17 protein-coding genes and 1 tRNA gene are annotated in these 22260 nt (G+C 71.4%); 7 read left to right on the top strand and 11 right to left on the bottom strand.

Annotated elements, in window-relative coordinates:
* Nucleotides 1–51 precede the first annotated feature (51 nt).
* Complete coding sequence (locus DAA34_RS05265; RefSeq protein WP_106817917.1) at nucleotides 52–1293, top strand: AI-2E family transporter; 1242 nt, start codon at nucleotides 52–54, stop codon at nucleotides 1291–1293.
* Nucleotides 1294–1316: 23 nt separating this feature from the next.
* Here the strand turns inward: DAA34_RS05265 and DAA34_RS05260 are convergent, their stop codons facing one another.
* The 3 genes from DAA34_RS05260 to DAA34_RS05250 are packed head-to-tail and all read right to left on the bottom strand — an operon-like array spanning nucleotide 1317 to nucleotide 4418.
* A complete protein-coding gene (locus DAA34_RS05260; RefSeq protein WP_106817916.1) occupies nucleotides 1317–2297 on the bottom strand; it encodes a hypothetical protein in 981 nt (326 codons plus the stop codon).
* A gap of 40 nt (nucleotides 2298–2337) precedes the next feature.
* Nucleotides 2338–3033, bottom strand: coding sequence for a GNAT family N-acetyltransferase (locus DAA34_RS05255; protein ID WP_106817915.1), 696 nt, complete (start codon nucleotides 3031–3033; stop codon nucleotides 2338–2340).
* Entirely contained in the window at nucleotides 3030–4418 is a 1389-nt protein-coding gene (locus tag DAA34_RS05250) for a UTP--glucose-1-phosphate uridylyltransferase (RefSeq protein WP_106817914.1), read from the bottom strand. Before DAA34_RS05250 ends, DAA34_RS05255 begins: the two co-directional genes overlap by 4 nt.
* A gap of 64 nt (nucleotides 4419–4482) precedes the next feature.
* On the opposite strand from DAA34_RS05250, the gene DAA34_RS05245 reads away from it, so the two are divergent.
* The 5 genes from DAA34_RS05245 (at nucleotide 4483) to DAA34_RS05225 (ending at nucleotide 8178) form a co-directional block, all read left to right on the top strand.
* A complete protein-coding gene (locus tag DAA34_RS05245) occupies nucleotides 4483–5100 on the top strand; it encodes a 5-formyltetrahydrofolate cyclo-ligase (protein WP_234354122.1) in 618 nt (205 codons plus the stop codon).
* 44 nt (nucleotides 5101–5144) lie between these two features.
* Nucleotides 5145–6740 carry a potassium/proton antiporter gene (locus DAA34_RS05240; protein WP_106817913.1) on the top strand — a complete coding sequence of 532 codons (1596 nt, stop codon included), beginning with the start codon at nucleotides 5145–5147 and terminating at the stop codon, nucleotides 6738–6740.
* 2 nt (nucleotides 6741–6742) lie between these two features.
* Nucleotides 6743–6973, top strand: coding sequence for an FmdB family zinc ribbon protein (locus DAA34_RS05235; RefSeq protein WP_106819834.1), 231 nt, complete (start codon nucleotides 6743–6745; stop codon nucleotides 6971–6973).
* A gap of 42 nt (nucleotides 6974–7015) precedes the next feature.
* The gene (locus DAA34_RS05230) at nucleotides 7016–7648 is read left to right on the top strand and encodes an SAF domain-containing protein (protein WP_106817912.1); all 633 of its coding nucleotides are present in this window, start codon (nucleotides 7016–7018) and stop codon (nucleotides 7646–7648) included.
* 170 nt (nucleotides 7649–7818) lie between these two features.
* Complete coding sequence (locus tag DAA34_RS05225) at nucleotides 7819–8178, top strand: MscL family protein (protein ID WP_106817911.1); 360 nt, start codon at nucleotides 7819–7821, stop codon at nucleotides 8176–8178.
* A gap of 79 nt (nucleotides 8179–8257) precedes the next feature.
* Here the strand turns inward: DAA34_RS05225 and DAA34_RS05220 are convergent, their stop codons facing one another.
* From DAA34_RS05220 to DAA34_RS05210, 3 genes are read right to left on the bottom strand one after another with little or no spacing between them, the layout of a single operon-like run.
* The gene (locus tag DAA34_RS05220) at nucleotides 8258–8536 is read right to left on the bottom strand and encodes a hypothetical protein (RefSeq protein WP_106817910.1); all 279 of its coding nucleotides are present in this window, start codon (nucleotides 8534–8536) and stop codon (nucleotides 8258–8260) included.
* Nucleotides 8536–12114 (bottom strand): AAA domain-containing protein, encoded by a 3579-nt coding sequence (locus DAA34_RS05215; protein ID WP_106817909.1) that lies wholly within the window; start codon nucleotides 12112–12114, stop codon nucleotides 8536–8538. The genes DAA34_RS05220 and DAA34_RS05215 overlap by 1 nt, the downstream gene beginning before the upstream one ends.
* 59 nt (nucleotides 12115–12173) lie before the next feature.
* The gene (locus tag DAA34_RS05210; RefSeq protein ID WP_234354121.1) at nucleotides 12174–13409 is read right to left on the bottom strand and encodes an MFS transporter; all 1236 of its coding nucleotides are present in this window, start codon (nucleotides 13407–13409) and stop codon (nucleotides 12174–12176) included.
* Nucleotides 13410–13468: 59 nt separating this feature from the next.
* On the opposite strand from DAA34_RS05210, the gene DAA34_RS05205 reads away from it, so the two are divergent.
* Nucleotides 13469–13540 (top strand) — tRNA-Arg (locus tag DAA34_RS05205).
* A 186-nt stretch (nucleotides 13541–13726) separates the two neighbouring features.
* On the opposite strand, the gene DAA34_RS12440 is transcribed toward DAA34_RS05205, so the two are convergent.
* The 5 genes from DAA34_RS12440 to DAA34_RS05180 form a co-directional block, all read right to left on the bottom strand.
* Entirely contained in the window at nucleotides 13727–14098 is a 372-nt protein-coding gene (locus DAA34_RS12440; RefSeq protein ID WP_234354120.1) for a PIN domain-containing protein, read from the bottom strand.
* 476 nt (nucleotides 14099–14574) lie between these two features.
* Nucleotides 14575–15830 (bottom strand): IS3 family transposase gene (locus tag DAA34_RS05195; protein ID WP_234354119.1). Its coding sequence is split into 2 segments (ribosomal slippage): nucleotides 14575–15545 and nucleotides 15545–15830, totalling 1257 coding nucleotides; the frame shifts between segments, so codons are not numbered across the junction.
* Between the two features lie 164 nt (nucleotides 15831–15994).
* Entirely contained in the window at nucleotides 15995–19015 is a 3021-nt protein-coding gene (locus DAA34_RS05190) for a type I restriction endonuclease subunit R (RefSeq protein WP_106817907.1), read from the bottom strand.
* Nucleotides 19015–20217: a restriction endonuclease subunit S gene (locus DAA34_RS05185; RefSeq protein ID WP_158707623.1), complete on the bottom strand. Its 1203-nt coding sequence runs from the start codon at nucleotides 20215–20217 to the stop codon at nucleotides 19015–19017. The genes DAA34_RS05190 and DAA34_RS05185 overlap by 1 nt, the downstream gene beginning before the upstream one ends.
* Before the next feature lie 29 nt (nucleotides 20218–20246).
* Entirely contained in the window at nucleotides 20247–22187 is a 1941-nt protein-coding gene (locus DAA34_RS05180; protein WP_106819832.1) for a type I restriction-modification system subunit M, read from the bottom strand.
* Nucleotides 22188–22260: the final 73 nt, after the last annotated feature.

Below are 22260 nucleotides of genomic sequence, written 5' to 3'. Positions count from 1 at the left end.
GAGGGCTGGGGCTACCGTCGGCCCCCCAGACGAGAGCACGAGGTCAGACACGTGAAGCCCGCCGCCAGCGCCTGCCCCGACCACGAGGTCCCGGGCGACGCCGCCACCTACCCGCTCAAGCGGGACACGTCGTGGACCCCGCCCGGTCTGCGCGCGGCATCGGAGTGGACCGTCCGGCTCCTCGTCGTCGGCGTCGGCATCTGGGTCCTCCTGCGCGTCCTGGGGTACTTCTCCGAGATCACGATCCCCGTCGTCGTCGCGATCCTCCTCTCCGCCCTGCTCCACCCTGTCTACCGCCGGATGCGCAGCGTCATGCCCTCGGGCCTCGCGGCGGGGCTCACGGTGCTCGGCACACTCGCCGCGATCATCGGCCTGTTCACCATCGTCGGCACCCAGCTCGTCGACCAGTTCGACGACCTCTCCGGCCAGGTGCTCCAGGGGTTCAACCAGATCCGGGACTGGGTGCGGTCCACCTTCGGCATCAGCGACACCCAGCTCACGGAGTACGTCCGACGGGCGAAGGAGGCGGCGTCCCAGTCCTCCGGCGGCGGGAGCGCTGGCGAGGCGGCCACGAAGGCCGGGACCACCGTGACCCAGATCGTCGCGGGATTCTTCATCGCGTTGTTCTCGCTCTTCTTCTTCCTCCACGAGGGCGAGCGGATCTTCGCGTGGTTCGTGCGGATCCTGCCGCGCCACGTCCGGGCCCGCGCCGTGTCCTCCGGCCTCATCGCGTGGAACCAGCTCGGTGCCTACAGCCGCGCCACCCTCGTCGTCGCCGCCGCCGATGCCGCCGGCATCGGGCTCGGCGCCGTGGTCCTCGGGGTCCCGTTCGCCGCGGGCATCGCCCTGCTCGTCTTCTTCGGCGCGTTCATCCCCGTCGTCGGCGCCGGGGTCAGCGGCACCGTCGCGGTGCTCCTCGCACTCGTCGCCAAGGGGCCGGTCACCGCGCTCATCATGCTCGCGGTCGTCGTCGGCGTGCAGCAGCTCGAGTCGCACGTGCTCCAGCCGTTCCTCCTGGGCCGCGCCGTCGCCGTGCACCCGCTCGCCGTCATCCTCGCCATCGCGGCCGGGATCATCATGGGCGGCATTGTCGGTGCCCTCGTCGCGGTCCCCATCGTGGCGGTGCTCAACGCGGTGACCCACCACATCGTCGAGGACGACCCACCGGTGGAGGACGCCGAGGACCTGCTGGCCCCGGCCGAGCGGTCGGCCGTCGAGCGGGAGGTCGAGGAGCACGCCGACGACCTGCGAGAGGACGGTTCCGAGCTGACGAACCCCGACGTCAGTCGGTGAGCGACGTCAGTCGGTGAGCGACCTCAGTCGTTGACGGCGCGCAGGCGCGCGGCCTGCTGCTCCTGCCACAGCATCGCGTCGAGCTCCTCGACCTGCGGTGCGACCGCCGGGCGCTGCGGCGCGCGGGCCTTCATCGTGTACGTCGGCCGCGGCACGGGGCGCGGGTCCCACGTGTCGGGGACGTCGTCCTCGTCGAGACGGGCGACGGGCACCACGACCTCGTCGGCGGTCTCCGTGGCAACGACACCCGGGTCGGCGGCCACAGACGTGTCGACGTCCGGCGCGTCGCTCTCGACGACGACCGGACGGGCGACGTCGAAGACCTCGTCGGCCGCCGGGCTCGTGTCGGTCACCTCGTGGTCGGAGCTGGTCTCTTCCGTGGTCGGCTCGACCGAGGCCGTCGGCAGGTCCGCCGGGCGCGCGACCCGGCGAGGCGCCGGAGCCGCGGGGCGGACGACCCGTCGCCCAGCGTCAGCCGACCGCGTGCCGACCGACCGCCGCTCCCGCGCCAGACGACGCCGCTCCCGACGGGCGGCCCGCTCGGCGACGACCGCCGTGCGCAGCCACACGACCGACCCGGCGAGCGCGACGAGCGCGACCGGGACGACCCACCACTGCACGGCGCCGAACGCGGCGAGCAGCGGAGAGAGGACGACCGCCGCAAGGGCGACGAGGAAGGTGACGCCTCGGACGGCGCGCGGAGGTCGGGGCCCTGCGGTGACGGAGGACTCGGACTGGTGCGCAGGCATCGGCACGGGGACGGCCTCCGTAGGTCGGGTCGGCGATGCCGCACGCGCGGGGCTGCCGACGTAGGAACGGTGGACGACGCGCCCGTCATCGGCGCCGGCCAGGGCCGAGCGGTGGTCGAGGACGCGCATGGTCTCGGTGAAGCGGTCCATCGTGCGCGCGGTCGCGAGCTCCTCGCGGCGGCGGGCCCAGTGCATCGCGACGTAGGCAGCCCACGCCACCACGACGACGACGAAGACGAGGCTGCTGGGCTGCACGGACCCACGGTAGGGACGCGCGGCGCCCCCACCTCGGACGTCAGCCGGTGTGTCGTGGGTGGGACACCTGATACGCACGTGACAGGCGGTCCATGAGGCTCCCGCCCGCGAGATCCTCCGTCGTCAGCGCGAACGACAGGTGGTCGCGCCACGCCCCCGCGATGTGGAGGAACGCCGGCCGGGGCCCCTCCTCGCGGAACCCGAGCTTGCGCACGACGGCCAGGCTCGCGGCGTTCTCGGGGCGGATGTTGATCTCGATGCGGTGCATCCGCCGGTCCCGGAACAGGTGGTCCCCGACGAGCGCGACCGCGGTGGGCGTGATCCAGCGACCGGCGTAGCCCTGCCCGATCCAGTAGCCGATCGCGCACGACCAGGACGCGCCCTCGACGATGTTCGAGACGGTGAGCTGCCCGGCGAGCGGAGCGCTGACCCCCCGACGCCCGACGGTGAAGACGAACGGCAGGCTGCGCCCCTCCTCGGCCTCGGCGTGCTGGGCGCGCACGAACGCCCCGAACGGCGTCGGCGGGCCGGGCCGCACCGGCGAGGTCGCCTCCCACGGGGCGAGCCACTCGCGACTGTCGCGCCGCACCCGCCGGTAGGACCGCTCGTCCTCCTTGGCGATGGGGCGGACCGTGACGAGGTCGCCCGCCGGGCTCGACCCGCGCAGCACGACGGGCCAGTGCTCGCCCGACCGACCGATCCGCAGACCCCGGCGCAGCGACGGCCCGTCGGTCATCCGGCCGCCTTGACGCGTCCCTGGAGGACCGCGCCGTCGGCGATCCGTCCGTCGCCCACGACGACGACGTCCCCGACGCACTCGACGCCGGCGCCGAAGACGACGTCCCCCTCGACCGTGAGCGAGTCGCACCGCCGCAGCGACGGCGCCCCGTGCGGGAACCGCGCCTCGAAGTCGCGTACGAGCTTGTACGCGCTCGACAGGCTGACCTTCGGGTCGGGTCGCTCGCTCGTGCCGTGCACCCGACCGTGCTCGTCGACCTCGAAGACGTCCGAGCGCAGGAGCAGCAGCTCGTTCGTCGTCTTCACGGGGCGGAAGCGGGTGCGGGGGACCTCGACGACCCGGGCGTCGTCGAAGGATTCGATCGCGCTCCCCATCGCCGACTCGATCTGGATGACCGGCGTCGACCCGGGATCGCTCGGGTCGACCGTCTTGCGGTTGACGACGATCGGCAGCCCGAGCACGCCGTCGCGCTCGCCGAGGACGGCGGCGAGGACGTCGAGGTCGATCCAGATGCTGTTCGTGTTGAAGTACCGGTGCCGCGCGGTGTCCTGGAAGAGGTCCTCCTCACCCTCGGCCACCATCGCGATCTCCCGCAGGACGAGCCGGTCGTCGGCCATCCGCCGCGCGACGTGCCCGCCCTTGCGGTCGTTGCGGGTGCGCTCGCAGACCTCCATCGCGAACGGGATCGACTCGCGGTGCAGCCACGCGGCGATCGTCGGGTCGCACGTCGCGCCGAGGTTGTCGGCGTTGGAGATGAAGGCGTACCGCACGCCGCGCTCGCGCAGCGCGTCGAGCAGCCCCGACCCCGCGAGCGCCACGTAGACGTCACCGTGGCCCGGCGGGCACCACTCGAGATCGGGGTCGGCGGGCCACTCGACCGGCTCGAGGTCGTCGGCGCGCAGCTTCGGCTCCGCGTTCTGGAGGAAGTCCGCGGGCATGCCCTCCACCGCGAGGTCGGGATAGCGCCCGAGGATCTCGAGCGAGGCTGCGCGCGTGCGGAACGAGTTCATGAGGACGAGCGGCACCTCGACCCCGTGCTCGTGCCGCAGCGCCCGGACCTGGCGGGCGGTGAGGTCGAGGAAGGACAGCCCGTCGTGGACGACGAGCGCCGACTTCGGCCCCGTCATCCCCATGCTCGTCCCGAGCCCACCGTTGAGCTTGACGATGGCCGTGCGGGTCAGCGCCTCGCGCGCCTCCTCCTCCGTGCACTCGACGTCGTCGAGCTCCGGGACCCGGTCCAGCGGCGCGATCTCGGACTCGTGGACGACGCCCTGGGCGCCCGCCGCGAGCTCGTTCCAGTAGTGCTCGAAGGTGCGCACCGCGCGGGCATCGACGCCCCGGGCGCGCATCTTCTCGAGGGCGGACCGGGCTGACGCGCTCATGGACCCGAGCCTACGATGGGCCGCCCGTGGCCTGCCGCGGAGCACCCGCGCGAGGAGGGACCCCGTGACGCACCCCACAGCCGCCGACAAGCGACTCGTCCGAGCGCAGCGCCGTGAGGAGCGCCGACGGATCACCGCCGCCCGCGACCTCGACGCCGACGGACCCCGCCTCGCGGCCCACGTCCTCGACCTCCTCGACCGGCTGGGGATCGGCGCGGGGGCCACCGTCACCGCGTACGAGTCGACCCCGATCGAGCCGCCGACGGCCGACCTGGTCGCGATGCTGGCCGCCCGGGACGTGCGGGTGCTCGTGCCGATCACCCTCCCCGACCTCGACCTCGACTGGTGCGACGCGGGCGACCCGGACCGCACCACGCTCGGGCCCGACGCCGTCCTGGCCGCCAATGTCGTCCTCGCCCCCGGGTTGAGCGTCGACGGGGGTGGCACCCGGCTCGGGCAGGGCGGTGGCTGCTACGACAGGGTCCTGGCGCGGCTGGCGGCCGCCGGGCGGGGGGACGTGCCCGTCGTGACCCTGCTCCACCCCGGTGAGCTGCTCGCGGATCCCCTGCCGCTCGAGCCCCACGACCGGGCCGTCGACGCCGTCGTCACCGCCGACGGGTGCACCGCGCTGCCCGTCTCGACGCCGCCGTGGACCGCCGACCCGCCGGGCACCCCCGCCTGAGACACTGACGCAGTCCGACCGGCTGGCCGAACGAGGAGGTGGCGATGACCCTCACGCTCTGGCCCGGTGTCGACACCACCGGTGGGTCGTTCGGCCTCCAGGACCTCACCCCGGTCCTCCTCATCGGTTCCCTCGTGTTCGTCGTCTGCGTCGCGGCCGTCAAGGTCTCGGAACGGACGGGGCTGCCGTCGCTGCTCGCGTACCTCGGCGTCGGGCTCGCGTTCAACGCCCTCGTCCCCAACGACATCGACGACCCGGCGCTCACCCAGGTCCTGGGCTACTGCGCGCTCATCCTCATCCTCATCGAGGGTGGCCTGACCACGCGCTGGTCGGCCATCAAGGCGTCGGTCGCCCCAGCGGCGGTCCTGGCGACCGTCGGCGTGATCGTCTCCATCGTCGTCGTCGCCTCCGCCACCGTCGTGCTGCTCGGCTGGTCGTGGACCACGGCCTTCCTCGTCGGCGCGATCCTCACCAGCACCGACGCCGCTGCCGTGTTCTCCGTCCTGCGCAGCGTGCCCCTGCCCCGCCGGGTGACCGGGATGCTCGAGGCCGAGGCGGGGTTCAACGACGCGCCGGTCGTCATCGCGGTCACGGCGCTGTCGGCCGTGGCGAGCACCCCCGGTGACGGGATCGACCTCGCCACGATCGTCGGCACGGCAGTCTTCGAGCTCGCCGTCGGAGCCGCGCTGGGCCTGGCCATCGGCTGGGGCGGCGGCCGGCTCATGCGGCGGGTCGCGTCCGGGACCTCGGGCCTGTTCTCGCTCGGGATCGTCGCCATCGGCGTCCTCGCCTTCGCCGCGGCGGCGAGCATCCACGCCTCGGGGTTCATCGCGTGCTACCTCGCCGCGCTCGTCCTGGGCAACAGCGGCCTTCCCCATCGCAGCGCCGTCGAGGGGTTCTCGGCGTCGATCGGGTGGCTCGCGCAGATCGGGCTCTTCGTCCTCCTCGGGATCGTCGCCTCGCCGTCCGGCTTCGCGACGCAGCTCGTGCCGGCCGTCGTCCTCGGGCTCGTCCTGCTCCTGCTCGCCCGCCCGCTGTCGGTCCTCGTCTCCCTCACGCCGTTCCGCGTGCCCTTGCGCGAGCAGGCGTTCCTGTCATGGGCCGGCCTGCGCGGAGCGGTGCCCGTCGTGCTCGCGACGGTGCCCATCACCGCGGGCGTCCCCGACGTCGAGTGGGTCTACGACCTCGTCCTCGTCCTCGTCGTCGTCTTCACCCTCGTGCAGGGGCCGCTGCTGCCCTTCGTCGCCCGCCGGCTGCGGGTGCTCGACCCGAACACCGCGCTCGGCGTGCAGATCGAGTCGGCACCGCTGGAGACGCTCCACGCCGAGCTGATCCAGGTCGAGGTCGGCCGCGCCTCCCTCCTGCACGGTCTCGAGGTCCACGAGCTGCGGCTGCCGCAGCGTTCGCACGTCTCCCTCCTCGTGCGCGACGGCGACGGCTTCGTGCCGCGCCCGACGACCCGGCTCGAGCACGGCGACCAGCTGCTCGTCGTCGCGGCCGAGGACGTCAAGGACGCGGCGGAGAAGCGGATCGTGGCGGTCGGGGAGCACGGCCGGCTGGCGGGCTGGGACCGCGGCGGCGACGGATCGCGCCGGACCTATACTCCGACGGCCATCCGAGAAGTCCCGTCGAAAGAGTGACGATGCCGAAGTACGACTACGCGTGCACGGAGTGCGGCCACACCTTCGAGACCGTCCAGTCGTTCAGCGAGGACGCGCTCACCGAGTGCCCCCGGTGCCACGGTCGCCTGCGCAAGGTGTTCAACGCCGTCGGCGTCCAGTTCAAGGGCAGCGGGTTCTACAAGACCGACAGCGCCGGGTCCTCGTCCTCCACAAGCACGTCCTCGGCCAGCTCGTCGTCCACCGACTCCTGACGACCCGCGACGGGGCGACGCCCCGTCCCTAGCGTCGTCGGCATGCCGCTCGACCGCCTCCCCCTGTCCGGACCCGGACGCCGCGCCGCGAACGCCCGCCGCCTGCTGCGGCGCGGGTTGGCCTTTCTCGCGCTCGCCGCCGCGGCGTGGGCGCTGTCCGCGGCGAGCAGCCGCAGCGCCCGGACGACGGAGGTTCTCGTCGCCGCGGGCGACGTGCCTGCCGGGGCCACCCTGACCGCGGCCGACGTGCGGGTCGTGCCCCGGCCCGTCGCCCACGTGCCCGCCGACGCGGCGAGGGCGCCGGCGGAGCTCGTCGGGCGGCCCGTCACCGGGGCCATCTCCCGCGGTGAGGTCCTCGTGCCGGCCCGGGTCGTCGGCGCGGGCGCGCTCGACCGGCTGCCGGCGGGTCGCCGGGCGGTGTCCGTCCCCGTCGCCGACCCGGCCGCGGCCCGGGCGGTCGTCGCCGGCAACCGGGTCGACCTCTACCGGCCGGGGCGGAGCGAGCCGGTCCTGCGGGGCGCTCTCGTCCTGTCGGTGCCGCAGCCCGCGGCGAACGCCGTCGGCCCCGACCACCTCCAGGTCGCCGCCCCCGCGTCGCAGGTCGGCGCGCTGGCCGCCGAGGACGACACCGGGGCCGTCCGCGGGTACCTCGTGGCGCTGGTCGGGACGCGCTGATACACCCCCACGGGTGAGTCGAATGTCGCTCAGGAGCCGTTCAGCAGTTATCGTCGGTGCCAGATCCCGGGCAGGGGTGGCATCACGGCTGCTCCCCCGGGCCGGGTCCTCACCCGGAGCCGGTCCAGCGTTCTGCTGCCCGGCACGACTCACAGAACCAGGAGAAACCCGTGAAGGGCTTCAAGGACTTCCTCATGCGCGGCAATCTCGTCGAGATCGCCGTCGGTCTGATCATCGCCAGCTCGTTCGGCCTCGTCGTCACCGCGTTCACCAACCTTCTGCTGTCGGCGATCTCGAAGGCGTTCGGCGCGAACCCGAACTTCAACGCTTTTGAGCCGTGGGGCCTCCCGGTCGGCCAGTTCCTCACGGCCCTCGTCGCGTTCCTCATCCTCGCGTTCATCGTCTACTTCTTCGTCGTCAAGCCGTACCAGAAGATGCGCGAGCGCTTCATCGCCGCCGAGGAGGAGACGACGGAGGAGTCCGTCGAGCTGCTCCGCGAGATCCGCGACAGCCTCCGCGCCGGCCGCTGATCCCAACCCCCGCACGACCGACGCCCCGGTCCACCGTCACGGTGGCCGGGGCGTCGTCGTACCGGCGACCGCCGGCGGGTCACTCCCAGTGCGGGGGCCGCTGCTCCTGCAGCCAGCGGTCGTGGGAGTCCTCGTCGGGGCGCTCGCCCCAGCCGCGGTCGGTGTCGTCGCTCGTCTGCTCGGGCCGGACGCGCCGGACCCGAGGCGCCCGGCCGGCCGCCGGGCCTGCGGGGTCCTCTGCGGGCGCGGACCGAACTGGCTCCGTCAGCCGCGGTTCTGGTCGTTCGCCGCGGCCACGGTCGCGGCGGACGGCCTCGGTTGCGGCGGGCTGGCCCGGCTCGGTCGATGGGGTGACCATCAGCGCTGCTCCTTCGTGGCTTGGAGCGCCGCGAGGACCTCGCGCACCCGGGCCTCCTCGCGGGCGGGGTCACGGTAGACGTCGATCGACCAGATCCGCAGGTGGCGCCACCCGCGGCTCTCGAGCGAGCGGGTCCACCACCGGTCGCGGAACCGGGGGTGGCGTTGCGCCGCGTACCCGGGTCCGTCGAGGTCGACGGCGAGCACGGGCGGGCCGTCGTCGACCGAGACGGCGAGGTCGATCGTGTGGGCGCCGGTGCCGTGGTCGACCCGGACGGTGACGTCGGCGTCCCGCAGGCGTCGGGCGAGGAGGTCGGCCATCGCCCCGGCGGCCGAGCGGGTCGCCGCGTCGTCGGGCGCGGGCGCCCCCTGCGCGGCGCGGCGGACCTCCTCGACGAGCTCGACGACCGGCTCGGGCGCGTCCCCGGCCGGGGGGAGGACGACGCAGCCGTACCGCCCGCGGGAGGTCGCGACGACGGCCCACGCGTCCCGCTCGACCAGGCTCGGCCAGGCCGCGTCGGCCAGCGGTGCGAGCGCGATGACGGCGAGATCGCGCTGGCGACGGTGCATCCGGTCGGCGGCGCGGACGAGCAGCGGCTCGTCGACCTCGTCGAGCCAGCGACGGAGCGCGTCGTCGCCGCCCGCGGCCTCGGCGACCGCCGACTCGATCGCACGGGCGGAGGCGTCGTCGATGGTGAGGACGGCCAGGCTCAGCGACGGGGTCGCGGCGACGTGGCGTCGCAGCGCGGACAGGACCGCCTCGATCGACGCCTCGGCGGGGTCGACCCACAGGCGGGGCGAGGTCGAGCGGCCCGGCACCCCCCACAGCGCCCGGTCGCCAGCACCCTCGCGCCGTGCACGGACGAGATCGAGGCTCTCGGGTGCCTGACCCTCGAGCCGCTCGAGCGTCACCTGCGGCAGCAGCGGGGCGAGCTCGTCCCACGCGGACGGGGTGGTGCGTTCGACGCCGGCCGGCCCGAGCTGGTCGGGGTCACCGACGAGGAGCACCCGGTCGGCACGGGCGAGCGCGGACGCGATGCGCGCCGTCGTCGTCCGGGCCGCGTCGTCGACGACGACGAGGTCGAAACGCTGGTCCGGAGGCACGAGCGAGGGGACCGCCAGCGGCGAGCACGCCCAGCACGGAGCGAGCGTCGACAGCAGCCGCGGGGCGCCGGCGGTGACGTCGGAGGTCGCGACGGGCGCCGTCCTGCCGGTCGCGAGACCCCCGACCCATCGGGCCTCGCGGCGCAGCTCCCTCGCGCGCTCGCGCATCGTCGACCGAACCCGACGGGCGATGCCGCCGGCGACGTCGAGGCGCACCTCGTCGATGAGCCCGTCGTACTCGACCGCGGCCCGCCGCAGCCGGGCGCCGTCGTGGCCGCCGTAGGACGGGTCGGTGCGAGAGACGTGATCGGCGAGCGAGGCCCACCAGACGAAGCGCACCTCGGTGGGGACGTGCGCGGCGGGCGTGCCGCGGCGCAGCAGCTCGTCCACGAGGCCGCCCCAGCCGTCCTCGTCGAGCGCGCGCAGCCGGCTGCGGACCGTCGCGGCGACGACGGCACGCTCGGGATGCTCGGCGAGGTCGGCCAGCAGCCGGCGGAGCTCGACCTCGGGCATCTCGAGGAGGTCCCCGCCTGCGCGGGTGCCGGCGAGGACCCGCGAGAGGTGGACGAGGTCGTCGTGGACCTCCTCGTAGACCTCGTGAGCGCGGTCGATGTCTTCGGGAACCCGCGGGCGGCCGCCGGCGCCGGCGACGGAGAACCACACGGTCCGCTGCTGCTGCGCCCGGCGCAGCGCCTCGTGCAGGTCCTGCGGGGGCGGGCCGGGCCGCAGGAAGCCCTTGGCCTGGTTCGTCAGGCGCCACCGGTCCCGCCGGGAGAGGGCGGGCGCGGCCTCGCGAGGGCCGGTCGCGGCGACCATGTCCGTCAGCGGCTGGTCGAAGACCTCGGGGCGGAAGACCTCCAGGCTGTCGCGAACCTGCTCGAGGGTCGACAGGAGGATGCCCCGCTGGGCGACGGTGTCCTGCTCGGGCAGCCGCAGGCCGGAGAACACCTCGTCGAAGACGGCACGCAGCTCGTCGAGGCTGGAGCGAAGGCGCGACACGGCGGCGACGGCGGCGCGGGCCTCGTCGGCGTCGACGAGGTCGGCCCGGTGCCACGGGTCGAGGTCCTCCCCCGCTCCAGCGGCGTCCTCCACGACCGCGCGGACCCGCGGGCCGATCTCGTCGACGGAGGTGGGGGTGGTTCGCAGCAGGACGTCGTCGGAGAGCCGGAAGCGGGCGCGCGGAGGGTGCTCCAGCTGGGAGAGCCCGACGATCTCCTCCTGCGCCTCGTGCATCGAGCATCCCCACGGCTCGCGCGGGGCGTGCAGGGCGCGGACGTGGTCGGCGAGGACCTCCGCGAGCGCGGTGACCCGGTCGGCGCGGGCCTGCGCGTCGGCCTCGATCGCGGCGAGCTCCTTGCGGTCGGGGACCTCGACGTCGCTCCACCGCTCGATGAACGTCCGGGCGTCAAAAGCCCCAGCCGGGTCGTCGAGGTGCAGCAGCGCGTCGTCGAGACCGACCCCGGCGAGGCGGCGCCCCACGGCGCGGATCGCGGCGCCCGACTCGCTGACGAGCAGGACGGTGCGGCCGGCCCCGACGGCCCGGGCGACGACGTCGGCGACGAGGGTGCTCGCGCCGGTGCCGACGGGGGCACGGACGGCGAGGTCGGCGCCATCGTCGACGAGGGTCGCGGCCGCGTGCTGCTGCGGGTCGAGCTCGAGGACGGAGGGTTCGGCGTCGTCGGTGATGCCAGCCTTGTCGGCCTCGTCGGCCAGACCGTCGCGTCGGGCCAGGAGCCGCTCGCGGGCGGTCTCGTCGCCCGCGGCCGCCGCGAGCAGGTCGCTGCGCTCGAGGGGCACGGCGGGGTCGGTGACGTCGGCGACCCGGTCGGCCTTGCCGTAGGGCACGACGGCGACGGCGAGGCTGGGTTCGACGACGAGGTCGGGCAGGCCCGCGCACTCGCGGCGCAGCCGCTCCCAGACGAGCGCGGGGTTGAAGCCGCTGCGGTCGTGAGCGCGGTCGACGATGTCGTCGGGGTCGATGCTCAGACCGGCTTGGCTGCGGAGGTAGCCGACGAGGACCGGGTTGATCTCGACGACGTCGGAGAGGTCCAGGACGTGGTCGCGGCCCCCGGCGACGACGGGCCGGAGAGTGCAGCGCCGCAGGAGCACCGGGGCGACGGGGTGGCGCTCCGAGCCGGGGATCGTCCACGACGCGAGGCCGAGGACGAGGAAGCACGAGCGGATGCCGGTGGCGTCGAGGGCGTCGTCGGCCGCGTCGCGCACGTGACGCGCGCGGCGACCGGCGGCGTCGAGCGCGTCGGGCTCGCGGACGAGGTCGCTCAGGCGGGTGTCGCGCCCGGCCAGCAGCATGGCGACCCCACCGGGGTGGGCGTGCGTGAGGTCGAGGACGGTGTCGGTCTGCACGTCGAACCACAGAAGGGTGTTGCGGCCACCGAGAGCGGCGAGCTCGTGCTGCCAGCGGGAGCGGGCCCGGTCGACCGCGCTCGGGTCCCCGGGGCCGTCGATCTCGCTCACCGACGACACGCTAACAAGGGCGCCCGGGGGTGTCGGGCGTGCGGGAGCGTGTCGGACGGTCAGACGCGCACGATCCCGACGGCGACCGCGACGAGGGCTGCGAGGACGGCAGCACCGAGGGCGAGAGCGGAGTAGCCGGCCTGGGCGACGACGACCCCGGCGAGCGCAGCTCCTCCGCCGCCGGCGACGCCCATCGCGGCGTCCGAGACCCCTTGGGCGGCCGGGGCGTCCGAGGTCGGCAGGGCCCCGGTGAGGAGGGTCGAGCCGGAGACGAGGGTGCACGACCAGCCGAGGCCGAGGAGGAAGAGGGCGAGCTCGAGGAGGTGGCTCGCGCCGGGGTCGGTCGAGGCCGCGAGCAGGGTGGCGGCCAGGAGGATCGCGCTGCCGACGAGCGCGACGGTCCGGCCACCGAGCCGGTCGACGGCGCGGCCGACGAGCGGGGAGAACGCGAACATCCCCAGGACGTGGATGGAGATGACGAACCCGACGACGGACAGCGACGCGTGCCCGTGCTTCATGTGCAGGGGGGTCATCACCATGACCGAGACCATGACGGCGTGGCCGATCGCGACGACGATCAGGCCCAGGAGCGCGGCGGGGTGCGCGCCGATCGCGCGCAGGCCCGAGGCGAAGGAGCCGTGGACGTGCGCGGGGCCGCCGGTCGCGAGGGCGAGGCTGCGGGCCTCGAGGAGCGGGTCGGGGCGGAGCAGCGCGGTGAGCGCGCCGATGGCGAGGGCGAAACCGACGATCGAGAAGACGAAGGTGCCGCTCAGCGGTGGCAGACCGAGCAGCTCGGCGACGCGCCCACCGGGCCCGACGAGGTTGGGACCGGCGACGGCGCCGATGGTCGTCGCCCAGACGACGGTGGAGAGGTCCCGGCCGCGGTGCTCGGGGGTCGCGAGGTCGGTGGCGGCGTAGCGGGCGGCGTTGTTCGACGCGGTGGCGCCGCCGAAGAGCAGCGCGGAGGCGAGGAGCAGGGTGAAGCTGCCGGTGACCGCGGCGGCGACGGTACCGACCGCGCCGATGACGCCGAGGGCATAGCCGGTGACGAGGGCGGCGCGGCGGCCCCGGCGGGAGGCGATGCGGGCGAGGAGGACGGCCGCGAGGGCGCTGCCGAGGGTCTGGAAGGTGCCGCCGAGCCCGGCGTACTCCTCGCTGCCGGAGAGCTCCTCGGCCAGGAGCGTGGCGACCGCGACACCGGCGAGCTGCCCGATCGCGCCCAGGGTCTGGCTCGCCGCAAGGGTGCGCACGGTGCGACGCTGGAGCGGGGCGAGGGCGTCGGGGGTGGCTGGCACGGCGACAGTGTGGCGCATGCCCCGCCGGTACGATGGCCCGCGGCCCGATCACGGGCCACGCCCTCGTAGCTCAGGGGAAGAGCACTTCTCTCCTAAAGAAGGTGTCGCAAGTTCGAATCTTGCCGGGGGCACCGAGATGCAGTTTGTCGACGATCCGCGTTGGTGGATTTGGTCCTGCCGGCTAGGCTGCCCCCGGGCTTTGCCCGGACCTGCGGTTTGGGCAGCCTAGCCGGCAGGACGAATTTGACGTCCTGCCGCAGTCCGGCTACAGTACGGAGCCATACCAGCCGCCCCCTCTGGGGGCGGCTTTACTCTTGCTACCACCCGGCTGGCTTCCGAAGGGTTCCGACCACCGTCGGCAGTTGGGCGCCGATGAAGTCCGGGACAGTCAACTGGTACCACCAGTGCCCTCCGACTCCGGCGCCCGGTGCTCCGCTCAAGTCGCGCGCCGGATGACCCTTCGTCGGGTTAACTACGCCGACCGGCACACGCTCTTTGGCAATCTGCACCGGTAGCTTGAGATCGCTGTCGTTGCTGACCACGACGGCCGCCTCGACAGCCCCTGTCAGGACGTCATGCAGGAGATGGGCGGCAACATTCACGTCGCTGCCCTTCTCCTCCCGCCGGGCAATAGACACCATGAAGGTCGCGCCGGGTACGTCATGATCCTCAGAGTTACGAACCTGCACGGGCCACGCTGACTGGGTGATCTGGGGGCGTCCTCGCCTACCCGCCACAGCGAGTGGCGCCGTGGCGCAACGGGACACGTACTTCCCGTACTCGATGATGTTGGCTGATCCGCTGCGTTTTAGAGCCCGCAGGTAGGCGTCCTGGTCGTGCTGGCTCTGTCCAGCCTCACGAACCCGAGCCGTGCAGAAGACCACATGGAGGTGCTCGACGCTACCCCAGCCAGACTCTCGACACACGACATCGGTCAGCAGGCGCCTGAGGTCGAGCCACCGCCAGCCGGCGGTTCCGCGGCCACAGATGCCGCGACCTCCGTAGTGAATCGCACTGGGTTGAGTTCCTATGCGTTCCCTTGGCCAGCGAGTGCCGGCTGGGCTGATTCTTGGGCAGCGTAGTACGCCGCCTCGACCTCGAGCGGGGTGCGCATCTCTAGCTCCCCGTGCAGGCGCTGGTTNGTGAATCGCACTGGGTTGAGTTCCTATGCGTTCCCTTGGCCAGCGAGTGCCGGCTGGGCTGATTCTTGGGCAGCGTAGTACGCCGCCTCGACCTCGAGCGGGGTGCGCATCTCTAGCTCCCCGTGCAGGCGCTGGTTGTTCCACCACCACACGTACTCCAAGGTCGCGAGCTCGACCTGCTCGATCGTGCGCCACGGTCCGCGCCGTCTGATGAGCTCGGTCTTGTAGAGCCCATTGACGGCCTCGGCGAGCGCGTTATCGAAGGAGTCCCCGACGGTTCCCGTGGATGGCTTCGCGCCGAGCTGGCCGATGCGGTCGGTGTAGACGATCGAGAGGTAGTTCGACCCGTGGTCGGCGTGGTGGACCAGGCCCGTGAGGTCGACCGCGCCCTCGCGCTTGGCTTCCCAGGCGGCCATGTCGAGGGCTTGTAGCGGGAGGACGTCGGACTTCAACGTCGCAGCGACGTTCCATCCCACGATCCGCCGCGAGTAGACGTCGGTCACGAACGCGACGTAGGCGAACCCCGACCAGGTCGCGACGTAGGTGATGTCGGCAACCCACAGCCGGCGCGGTGCAGGCGCCTGAAGGCGGCGTTGGACCAAGTCAGCCGGCTTCACCGCCGCGGGGTCGGACTTGGTGGTGAAGACCTTCTTCGACCGCTTCACGCCCCGCACGCCCGCGATCCCCATGAGCCGGGCGGTCTGGTCGCGACCGACTTCCCATCCCTGGCGCCGCATCAGGGCGTGCATCTTCCGCACGCCGTAGACGCCGTAGTTCTCGCCGTGCAGCCGGAGGATCTCGGGCACCAGCAGCTCGTCCTTGAGCGACCGGGCCGAAGGTGGCCTGGTCTTGGCGGCCCGGTAGCCGCGGGAGGTGATGAACCCACGAACTGCCGGGCGCAGCACCCGGCAGATGGCCTCGACCCCGAACTGATCCTTGTGCTCGTCGATGTAGCGGATCATCTCGTCGTGGGACGGTCGAGCTCCTTGGCGAAAAACACCGAAGCGGACTTCAAGATCTCGTTCGCCCGGCGAAGCTCTGCCACCTCACGCTTGAGCCGCTTGATCTCATCAGCCTCCTGCGACGTCGTCCCCGCGCGTTGTCCGCTGTCGATCTCGGCACGATGCACCCAGAGCCGAAGAGTCTCGACGTTCATCCCCAACAGCCCCGACACATGCCGCAGAGCGGCCGTCTCGTGCGGGTGCTCGGAGCGAACCTCGGCGACCATCCGGACCGCGCGCTCACGCATCTCGTTCGTGTACCTGGCCATCGTTCCCATCCTGACTGATCAAGCGGAACTCAACCCAGTGCGATTCATAGTACAGGTTGTACCCATCGATGTACGCCCCCACCCGCATGTGTCAAGCATGCCTGATCGGACGGGACGCATTCCCTCCCGTCCGCCGACGAGCGCGACGGCCATCACGGGAGCCGCACCCACGATCAGACGGCTGCGCGCCGGAACTCGGTGTAGGTCTGGTCGGCCAGGTAACCGACGACGAGCTGCTTGAAGCCGGGCTTCTCGAAGAACATGTCGAGCAGGGCGGTGTTGTCGCTGTGGCGGTCGAGCAGGAGCTCGGCCAGCTGTCGCTCCAGCACCAGCTCGTACGCCGAGCGGTCGTTGTTCCTCGCGACATCGCGCAGGTGGTCGTCGTCGAGCACGACCGCCGTCTGCTGCTCGACCCAGATCTTGTCCGCGTTGCCGAGGTCGGCGCCGAACTTCTCGTTCATCGCCTCGATGAGCGCGGAGAGCTTGTCCTTCTCGGGCTCGGCCTGACGGCCCTTCCCCTCGCCCGGCAGCGCGACCCCCGGCTCGTCGGTGACCTCGAGCTCGACCCGGCCCTCGTGGGTCACGGCCAGCCGCAGGTGGGTCAGCTGGACCGAGCTCGACAGCTGCGGCATCGGGTCGGACTCCCGGGACGGCAGGAGCGCGAGCAGCAGCCGCCCGTAGAGGTAGAGCCGTTCGAGGCTCGGGTCGGTCCACGGCACGACCTGCGCGAGGAAGCCATACGCGCGGACGAACTGGTCGAGCCGGCCACGGAACTCCTCGGCGGTCTCGTCGTCGAGCCCGATCCATCGTCCGGCGGCCGGGTCGACGTTGGCGTAGATGCCCGGCTGGTCACCGTCCCCACCGCTGAGCAGCAGCTCGACCGCGGCGTCCATCTCGGCCGTGGACAGCACCCCGGCGGACTCCAGGTCGTGCTGCAAGGTGTAAAGCATGTTCGGGTCGGTCGGCGCCGCGACGGACTGCTCGTAGAAGTCCGAGAACGCCTCGCGGATCTCCTCGGCGGTGTTCGCGAAGTCGAGGACGAAGGTGTCGGCCTTGCCGGGGGCGGTCCGGTTCAGCCGGGACAGCGTCTGCACGGCCTTGACCCCGGCGAGCTTCTTGTCGACGTACATCGTGTGGAGCAGCGGCTCGTCGAACCCGGTCTGGTACTTCTCGGCGACGACGAGGAACCTCGCGTCCGGCTCCTTGAACCGCTTCGGCAGCTGCGACTCCGGGAACCCGTTGATCGACGCCTCGGTGAGGACGACGTCCGGCGCGTCGTCCTCGGCGATCGACCCGGAAAACGCGATGAGCGCCTGCAGCGGCTGCGGGCCGTGGTCGTACCCCATCCGCGTGATGTACCGCTGGATCGCCTCGTGAGTGCGCACCGCGTGGAGTCGGGAACGGGTGACGACCATGGCCTTGGCCTGCCCGTTGATCTTGCCCATCGCCTTTTGCCGGAAGTGCTCGACGATGACCTCGGCCTTGGCCTCCATCTCGTGCGGGTGGAGCGAGGCGAACCGCGCGAGCGCTGCGCGTCCCTTGCCCTTGTCGACCTCGATGTCCGCCGCGGGACTCGCCGGGTCGCTGTTCGCGAGCCGGTAGTACACGCCGTACGTCGTGTAGGAGGCGAGAACGTCGTGGATGAACCCCTCGTCGATGGCCTGGCGCATCGAGTACGTGTGGAACGGCCGGAGATCGCCCTGGGCGTCGCGCTGGCCGAAGAGCTCGAGAGTCTTCGGTTTCGGCGTCGCTGTGAAGGCGAAGAACGACAGGTTCTTCTGCTTGCCGCGCGCCTGGGCGGATGCGATGACGAGGTCGTGCGCCTCCTCGGCCTCCTCCGCCTGGGCCTGCGCAGCCTCAGCATCTTCCAGCGCATCCTCGTCCGTCGCGGCTGTGCCGGTGAGCACCCGCTTGAGCTGCTTGACGGCATCGCCACCGGTCGAGGAGTGGGCCTCGTCGACGATGACGGCGAACCGGCGACCGGCGACCTCGCTCGACCCGCCCTCGGCCGCGGCCTTGCGGGCCAGCTCGATGACGACGGGGAACTTCTGCAGCGTGGCGATGATGACGCGCGCGGCGTTGCCTTCGAGCGCTTCCTTGAGCTGGGCGGAGTTCTTGTCGACGCGGAGGATCGTGCCGGGGGTGTGCTCGAGCCCGGCGACGGTGTCCTGCAGCTGCCGGTCGAGGACGGTCCGGTCGGTGATGACGACGACCTTGTCGAAGATCGGCCGGTCATCGGTCCCGTGGAGCCGGGAGAGCGCGTGGGCGGCCCACGCTATGGTGTTCGACTTGCCCGACCCGGCGGAGTGCTGGACGAGCCGGTCGACGCCGGCCCCGTCGCGGCGCGTCGCGGCGAGCAGGGAGCGGACGGCGTGCCACTGGTGGAAGCGGGGGAAGAGCACCTTCCCGTCCGAGACGTGGATGAAGGACCCGAGGAGGTCGAGCCACGCGTCACGCTGCCAGACCTGCTCCCACAGGTAGGCGGTCTGGTACCCGGACGTGGCGGGCGGGTTGCCCGCAGCGCCGGGGTTGCCGGGGCCGGCGGTGCCCTGGTTGAACGGGAGGAAGCGGGTGTCGTCGCCGGCGAGTCGGGTCGTCATCGCGACCTGGTGTGGGTCGACCGCGAAGTGGACGAGGGTGCGCGCGCGGAAGATGAGGTCGGCCGGGTTGCGGTCGGCGCGGTACTGGTCCATCGCCTGCTCGATGCCCTGCCCGGACAGCGGGTTCTTCAGCTCGGCGGTCGCGACGGGGACCCCGTTGACGACGAGGGTCAGGTCGAGCGAGTCCTGCGGGCGCGTCTCGGAGTGGTGGAGCTGCCGGACGACGGCGAGCCCGTTCGCCTCGTACTTCACCCGCAGGTCCTCGTTGAGGCCGGAGGCGGGCTTGAAGTAGCACAGCGCGACCCGCACGCCGGAGTCCTTCACCCCGTTGCGAAGCACGTCGAGCACACCCCGCCGGTCGAGCTCCTTGACGACCACGGCGAGGAACTTGTCGACGGCGACGCCCTCGGACCCGTGCCGGGCCTTCAGCTGATTCCACGCCTTCGGCTGGGATGCCTGGACGAAGGCGATGACCTCGTTGGGGAAGATCCCGCGCTTGCGGTCGTACCCGACGGGCGCGACGCTCGACCACCCGTGAGTGGTTAGGTGCGACTCGATGTTCGCCTCGAACGTCACCTCGTGCGTCACGGCCATCACGACACCCCCGGGATCCTCGACGACGCGGTCGTCACATCAATCTGCCCGGTCACGGCGGCCGTGATCAAGGACTGCTTGTATTCCTGCAGCAGACGGACCGAGTCTCGAAGTCCTTGCTGAAGCCCACGATGGATCTCGAGAAGTCGGGCACCCTGTCGTGCAATCGTTTCCTGCCCCGACGGAGTCGCCACGGGAATCTGCACCCGTCGCAGCGATTCGATGTTGATGCCCCTGACGGTCGACCCTGTCATCAGAGCCTCCATTTCCCCCTGCACCCGCGCACTCTCGAGCACCAAGCGCAGCCACTGAGGATTGCACCCATGCGATGCGATCCTCGCTGAGTCCTGGGTCAGATTTGCAGTCTTGAGGTCCTCGGGTACGGCTGCTACTTCCCCGACACTGCCCCTGATCGCGATGACGTAGTCGCCCGGGTGGACACGACTTCGAGCATATTTGGCCTCGATTACAGGATCAGTGAGGCTGAGTTCTCCGCGTTCTAGTCGTCCGGACGCGATATCGCCACCCTTGATGATCGGGACGCCCCCCGGAAAGTGCGGGCCCGGAAGGACGATCCCGTACTGGATAGGCCGCGACGGGTCGGTGAAATCCTGCAGCCTACGTCGCAGGTTGATCGAGTATTCATCGATTATGGCCTGCAACTCAGACTGGCGCATACCCGCCGTCAGGTGGAACTGCTCTTGCCTGGCAAAAATCACGTGGTCGATGCGGGCGACACGGTCGTCGAGGAAGTCCGCGATCCGCCGCTGCTCAGAGGCCCCGACCATTGGGATCGGCGCAGACAGGAGGCCCGACGTCGTCAAACCGTATCGAGATATTCCACTCGCATACTTGGTGAAGTGTGCCAGTACTGGCCTGCTGCGCACGGACCAGCTCAAATACTTCGGATGCACCCCCGCCCTGGGACGTGCGATTGCGAGGTGGTATCCGCACAGGAGATCTGGCGCCGTCTCCCCGACATAGGCCGAGACGCCGATATCCGTGGGGTCCTCAGAGTCCTTGGTGAGGACCGTGTCGCCGACTTCGAGGTGGAAGCGATCGATCTCGTCTGGACGCGCGGTAGCCAGCATGAGGGTGTCATTGAGCCGGATCTCGTCGTTGCGGTAAACGTCGACGTAGTTGCACAAGCGAACGGGCTGCTCCCCCTCGCTGCTCAGCTTGTCTACGTTGCTCGTCCACACGGTGGCGACGTGCCGCAGGGGGGTTGTTCTCACAGTCCGAGGTCCTTCATCCAGCCCTGGATCTGGGTCTCCAGATCACGGATCTCGGAGGCGATCTCCTCGACCGGCCGAGGCGGCGTGTAGACGTAGAACTGACGGGTGAAGGGGATCTCAAACCCGAGCTTCGTCTTCGTGTGGTCGATCCACGCGTCCGGGACGTACGGGTGAATCTCCTCCGTCAGGTGCGCCTCCGCCGTGTCCCGCAGCACCGCCTTTCGCTCCGTCGGGTCGAGGCCGAACCATCCCTCCGGCAGCGGGATGTTCTCCTGGTCGCGCAGGTCGGGGTCCGGCTCCGGGCTGCCCTTCTTCGTGACGACGGGCGCGTCCGGGTCGGCGATGGCGCACGCGTTCGCGAACTTCTTCTTCTGCGCGGTCGTCAGCTCCGGCACCCGGCTCGTCAGCGCCTTCTCGGTCTCGAAGCGCTCCCCGACGAGGTTCGCGTACCGGTCGAACGGCGCCTCCGCGACCGCCCCGGCCGTGACCTCCCAGCGGCGGCGCATCGGTCGCTCGACGGTCACCCGCTGGAAGCCGAACGCCTCCCGCGGCAGCACCTTCACCCGCGCGTCGCCGGCCGAGTCACCGTGCGCGTCCCCGTAGAGCCGTCCGATCTCGACAATCGCCTCCTCGGTCAGCTCCTTGCGCTTGTCGCCGAGGGACTTGCGCATCTTCGTCCCGAGCTCGCGGGCGTCGATCAGCGTGACGACCCCTCGGTCCGCCTCGGCCTTGTCGTTCGTGACGATCCACACGTACGTCGAGATGCCGGTGTTGTAGAACATCTGGTCCGGCAGCGCGACGATCCCCTCGAGCCAGTCGTTCTCCAAGATCCACCGCCGAATCTCCGACTCCCCCGACCCGGCCTGCCCCGAGAACAGCGGCGACCCGGACAGGACGATCCCCACCCGGCCGCCCGACGGCTTCATCTTGCTCAGCATGTGCTGAAGGAACAGCAACGAGCCGTCGGACACCCGCGGCAGCCCGGCGCCGAACCGCCCCGACATCCCCTGCTTCTCGTGCTCGTCCCTGATCGGCTGCGCGTACTGCTTCCAGTCGACCCCGTACGGCGGGTTGGCGAGGATGAAGTCGAACTTCTCGAACGGGAACGCGTCCTGCGTCAGCGAGTTGCCGTTGCGCATCTGCCGCGGGTCGATGTCCTGCATCATCAGGTCCGACTGCGCGATGGCCCACGTCTCGTCGTTGAGCTCTTGGCCGGACACCTCGACGATTGTGCCCGGGTTGAGCTCTTTCATGTGCTCCATCGCCGTCATGAGCATCCCGCCCGTCCCGGCCGCCGGGTCGTACACCCGGCGGACCGGCGCAGGGTTCTCGACGATCTCCCGGTACGCCTTCCCGCCCACCAGCAGCTCGACCATGAGCTTGATGACCTCGCGCGGGGTGTAGTGCTCACCCGCGGTCTCGTTGCTCATCTCGGAGAAGCGACGGAGCAGGTCCTCGAAGATGTACCCCATCGCCTCGTTGCTCACCTGCGACGGGCGCAGGTCGAGGTCGGCGAAGTCCGCGAGCACCTGGTAGAGGATCCCGGCACGATCCATCCGGGCGATCTTGTCGTCGAGGTTGTACGCCTCCATGACGGCGTACGCCTCCGGGGAGAGGCCGCGGACGTAGTCGGCAAGGTTCGCTGCCAGGGCCTTGTCGTCGTTGAGCAGGCTGGTGAAGGTGAACCGGGAGACGTTGTAGAACCGCTGGCCGGTGATCCGCTTCAGCTGCTCGGCCTGCGCCTGTCGGATCTCGGAGAAGGTGACGACCTTCGCGAGGAGGGCCTCCTTGGAGTCCGCGAGGACCGCGTCCATCCGACGGAGGACGAGCAGGGGAAGCATGACCGACCCGTACTCGTGCTGCTTGAACGTGCCGCGCAGCTTGTCGGCCACCCGCCACACGAAGGCAACCTTGTCCTCGAAGCCCTTCGGCGGCATGCCCATCCCTTCCCCGGCGTCAGGTCGGAGACAACCTAGCCATTTCGCCGCAACGGGTGGGGAACCTCCACGC

This window comes from Janibacter massiliensis (assembly GCF_900289115.1).
In the GTDB taxonomy this organism is placed as follows: Bacteria; Actinomycetota; Actinomycetes; order Actinomycetales; family Dermatophilaceae; genus Janibacter_A; species Janibacter_A massiliensis.
Note: the sequence above shows the minus strand (reverse complement) of the source record. Positions and strands in the feature narration are given on the sequence as shown.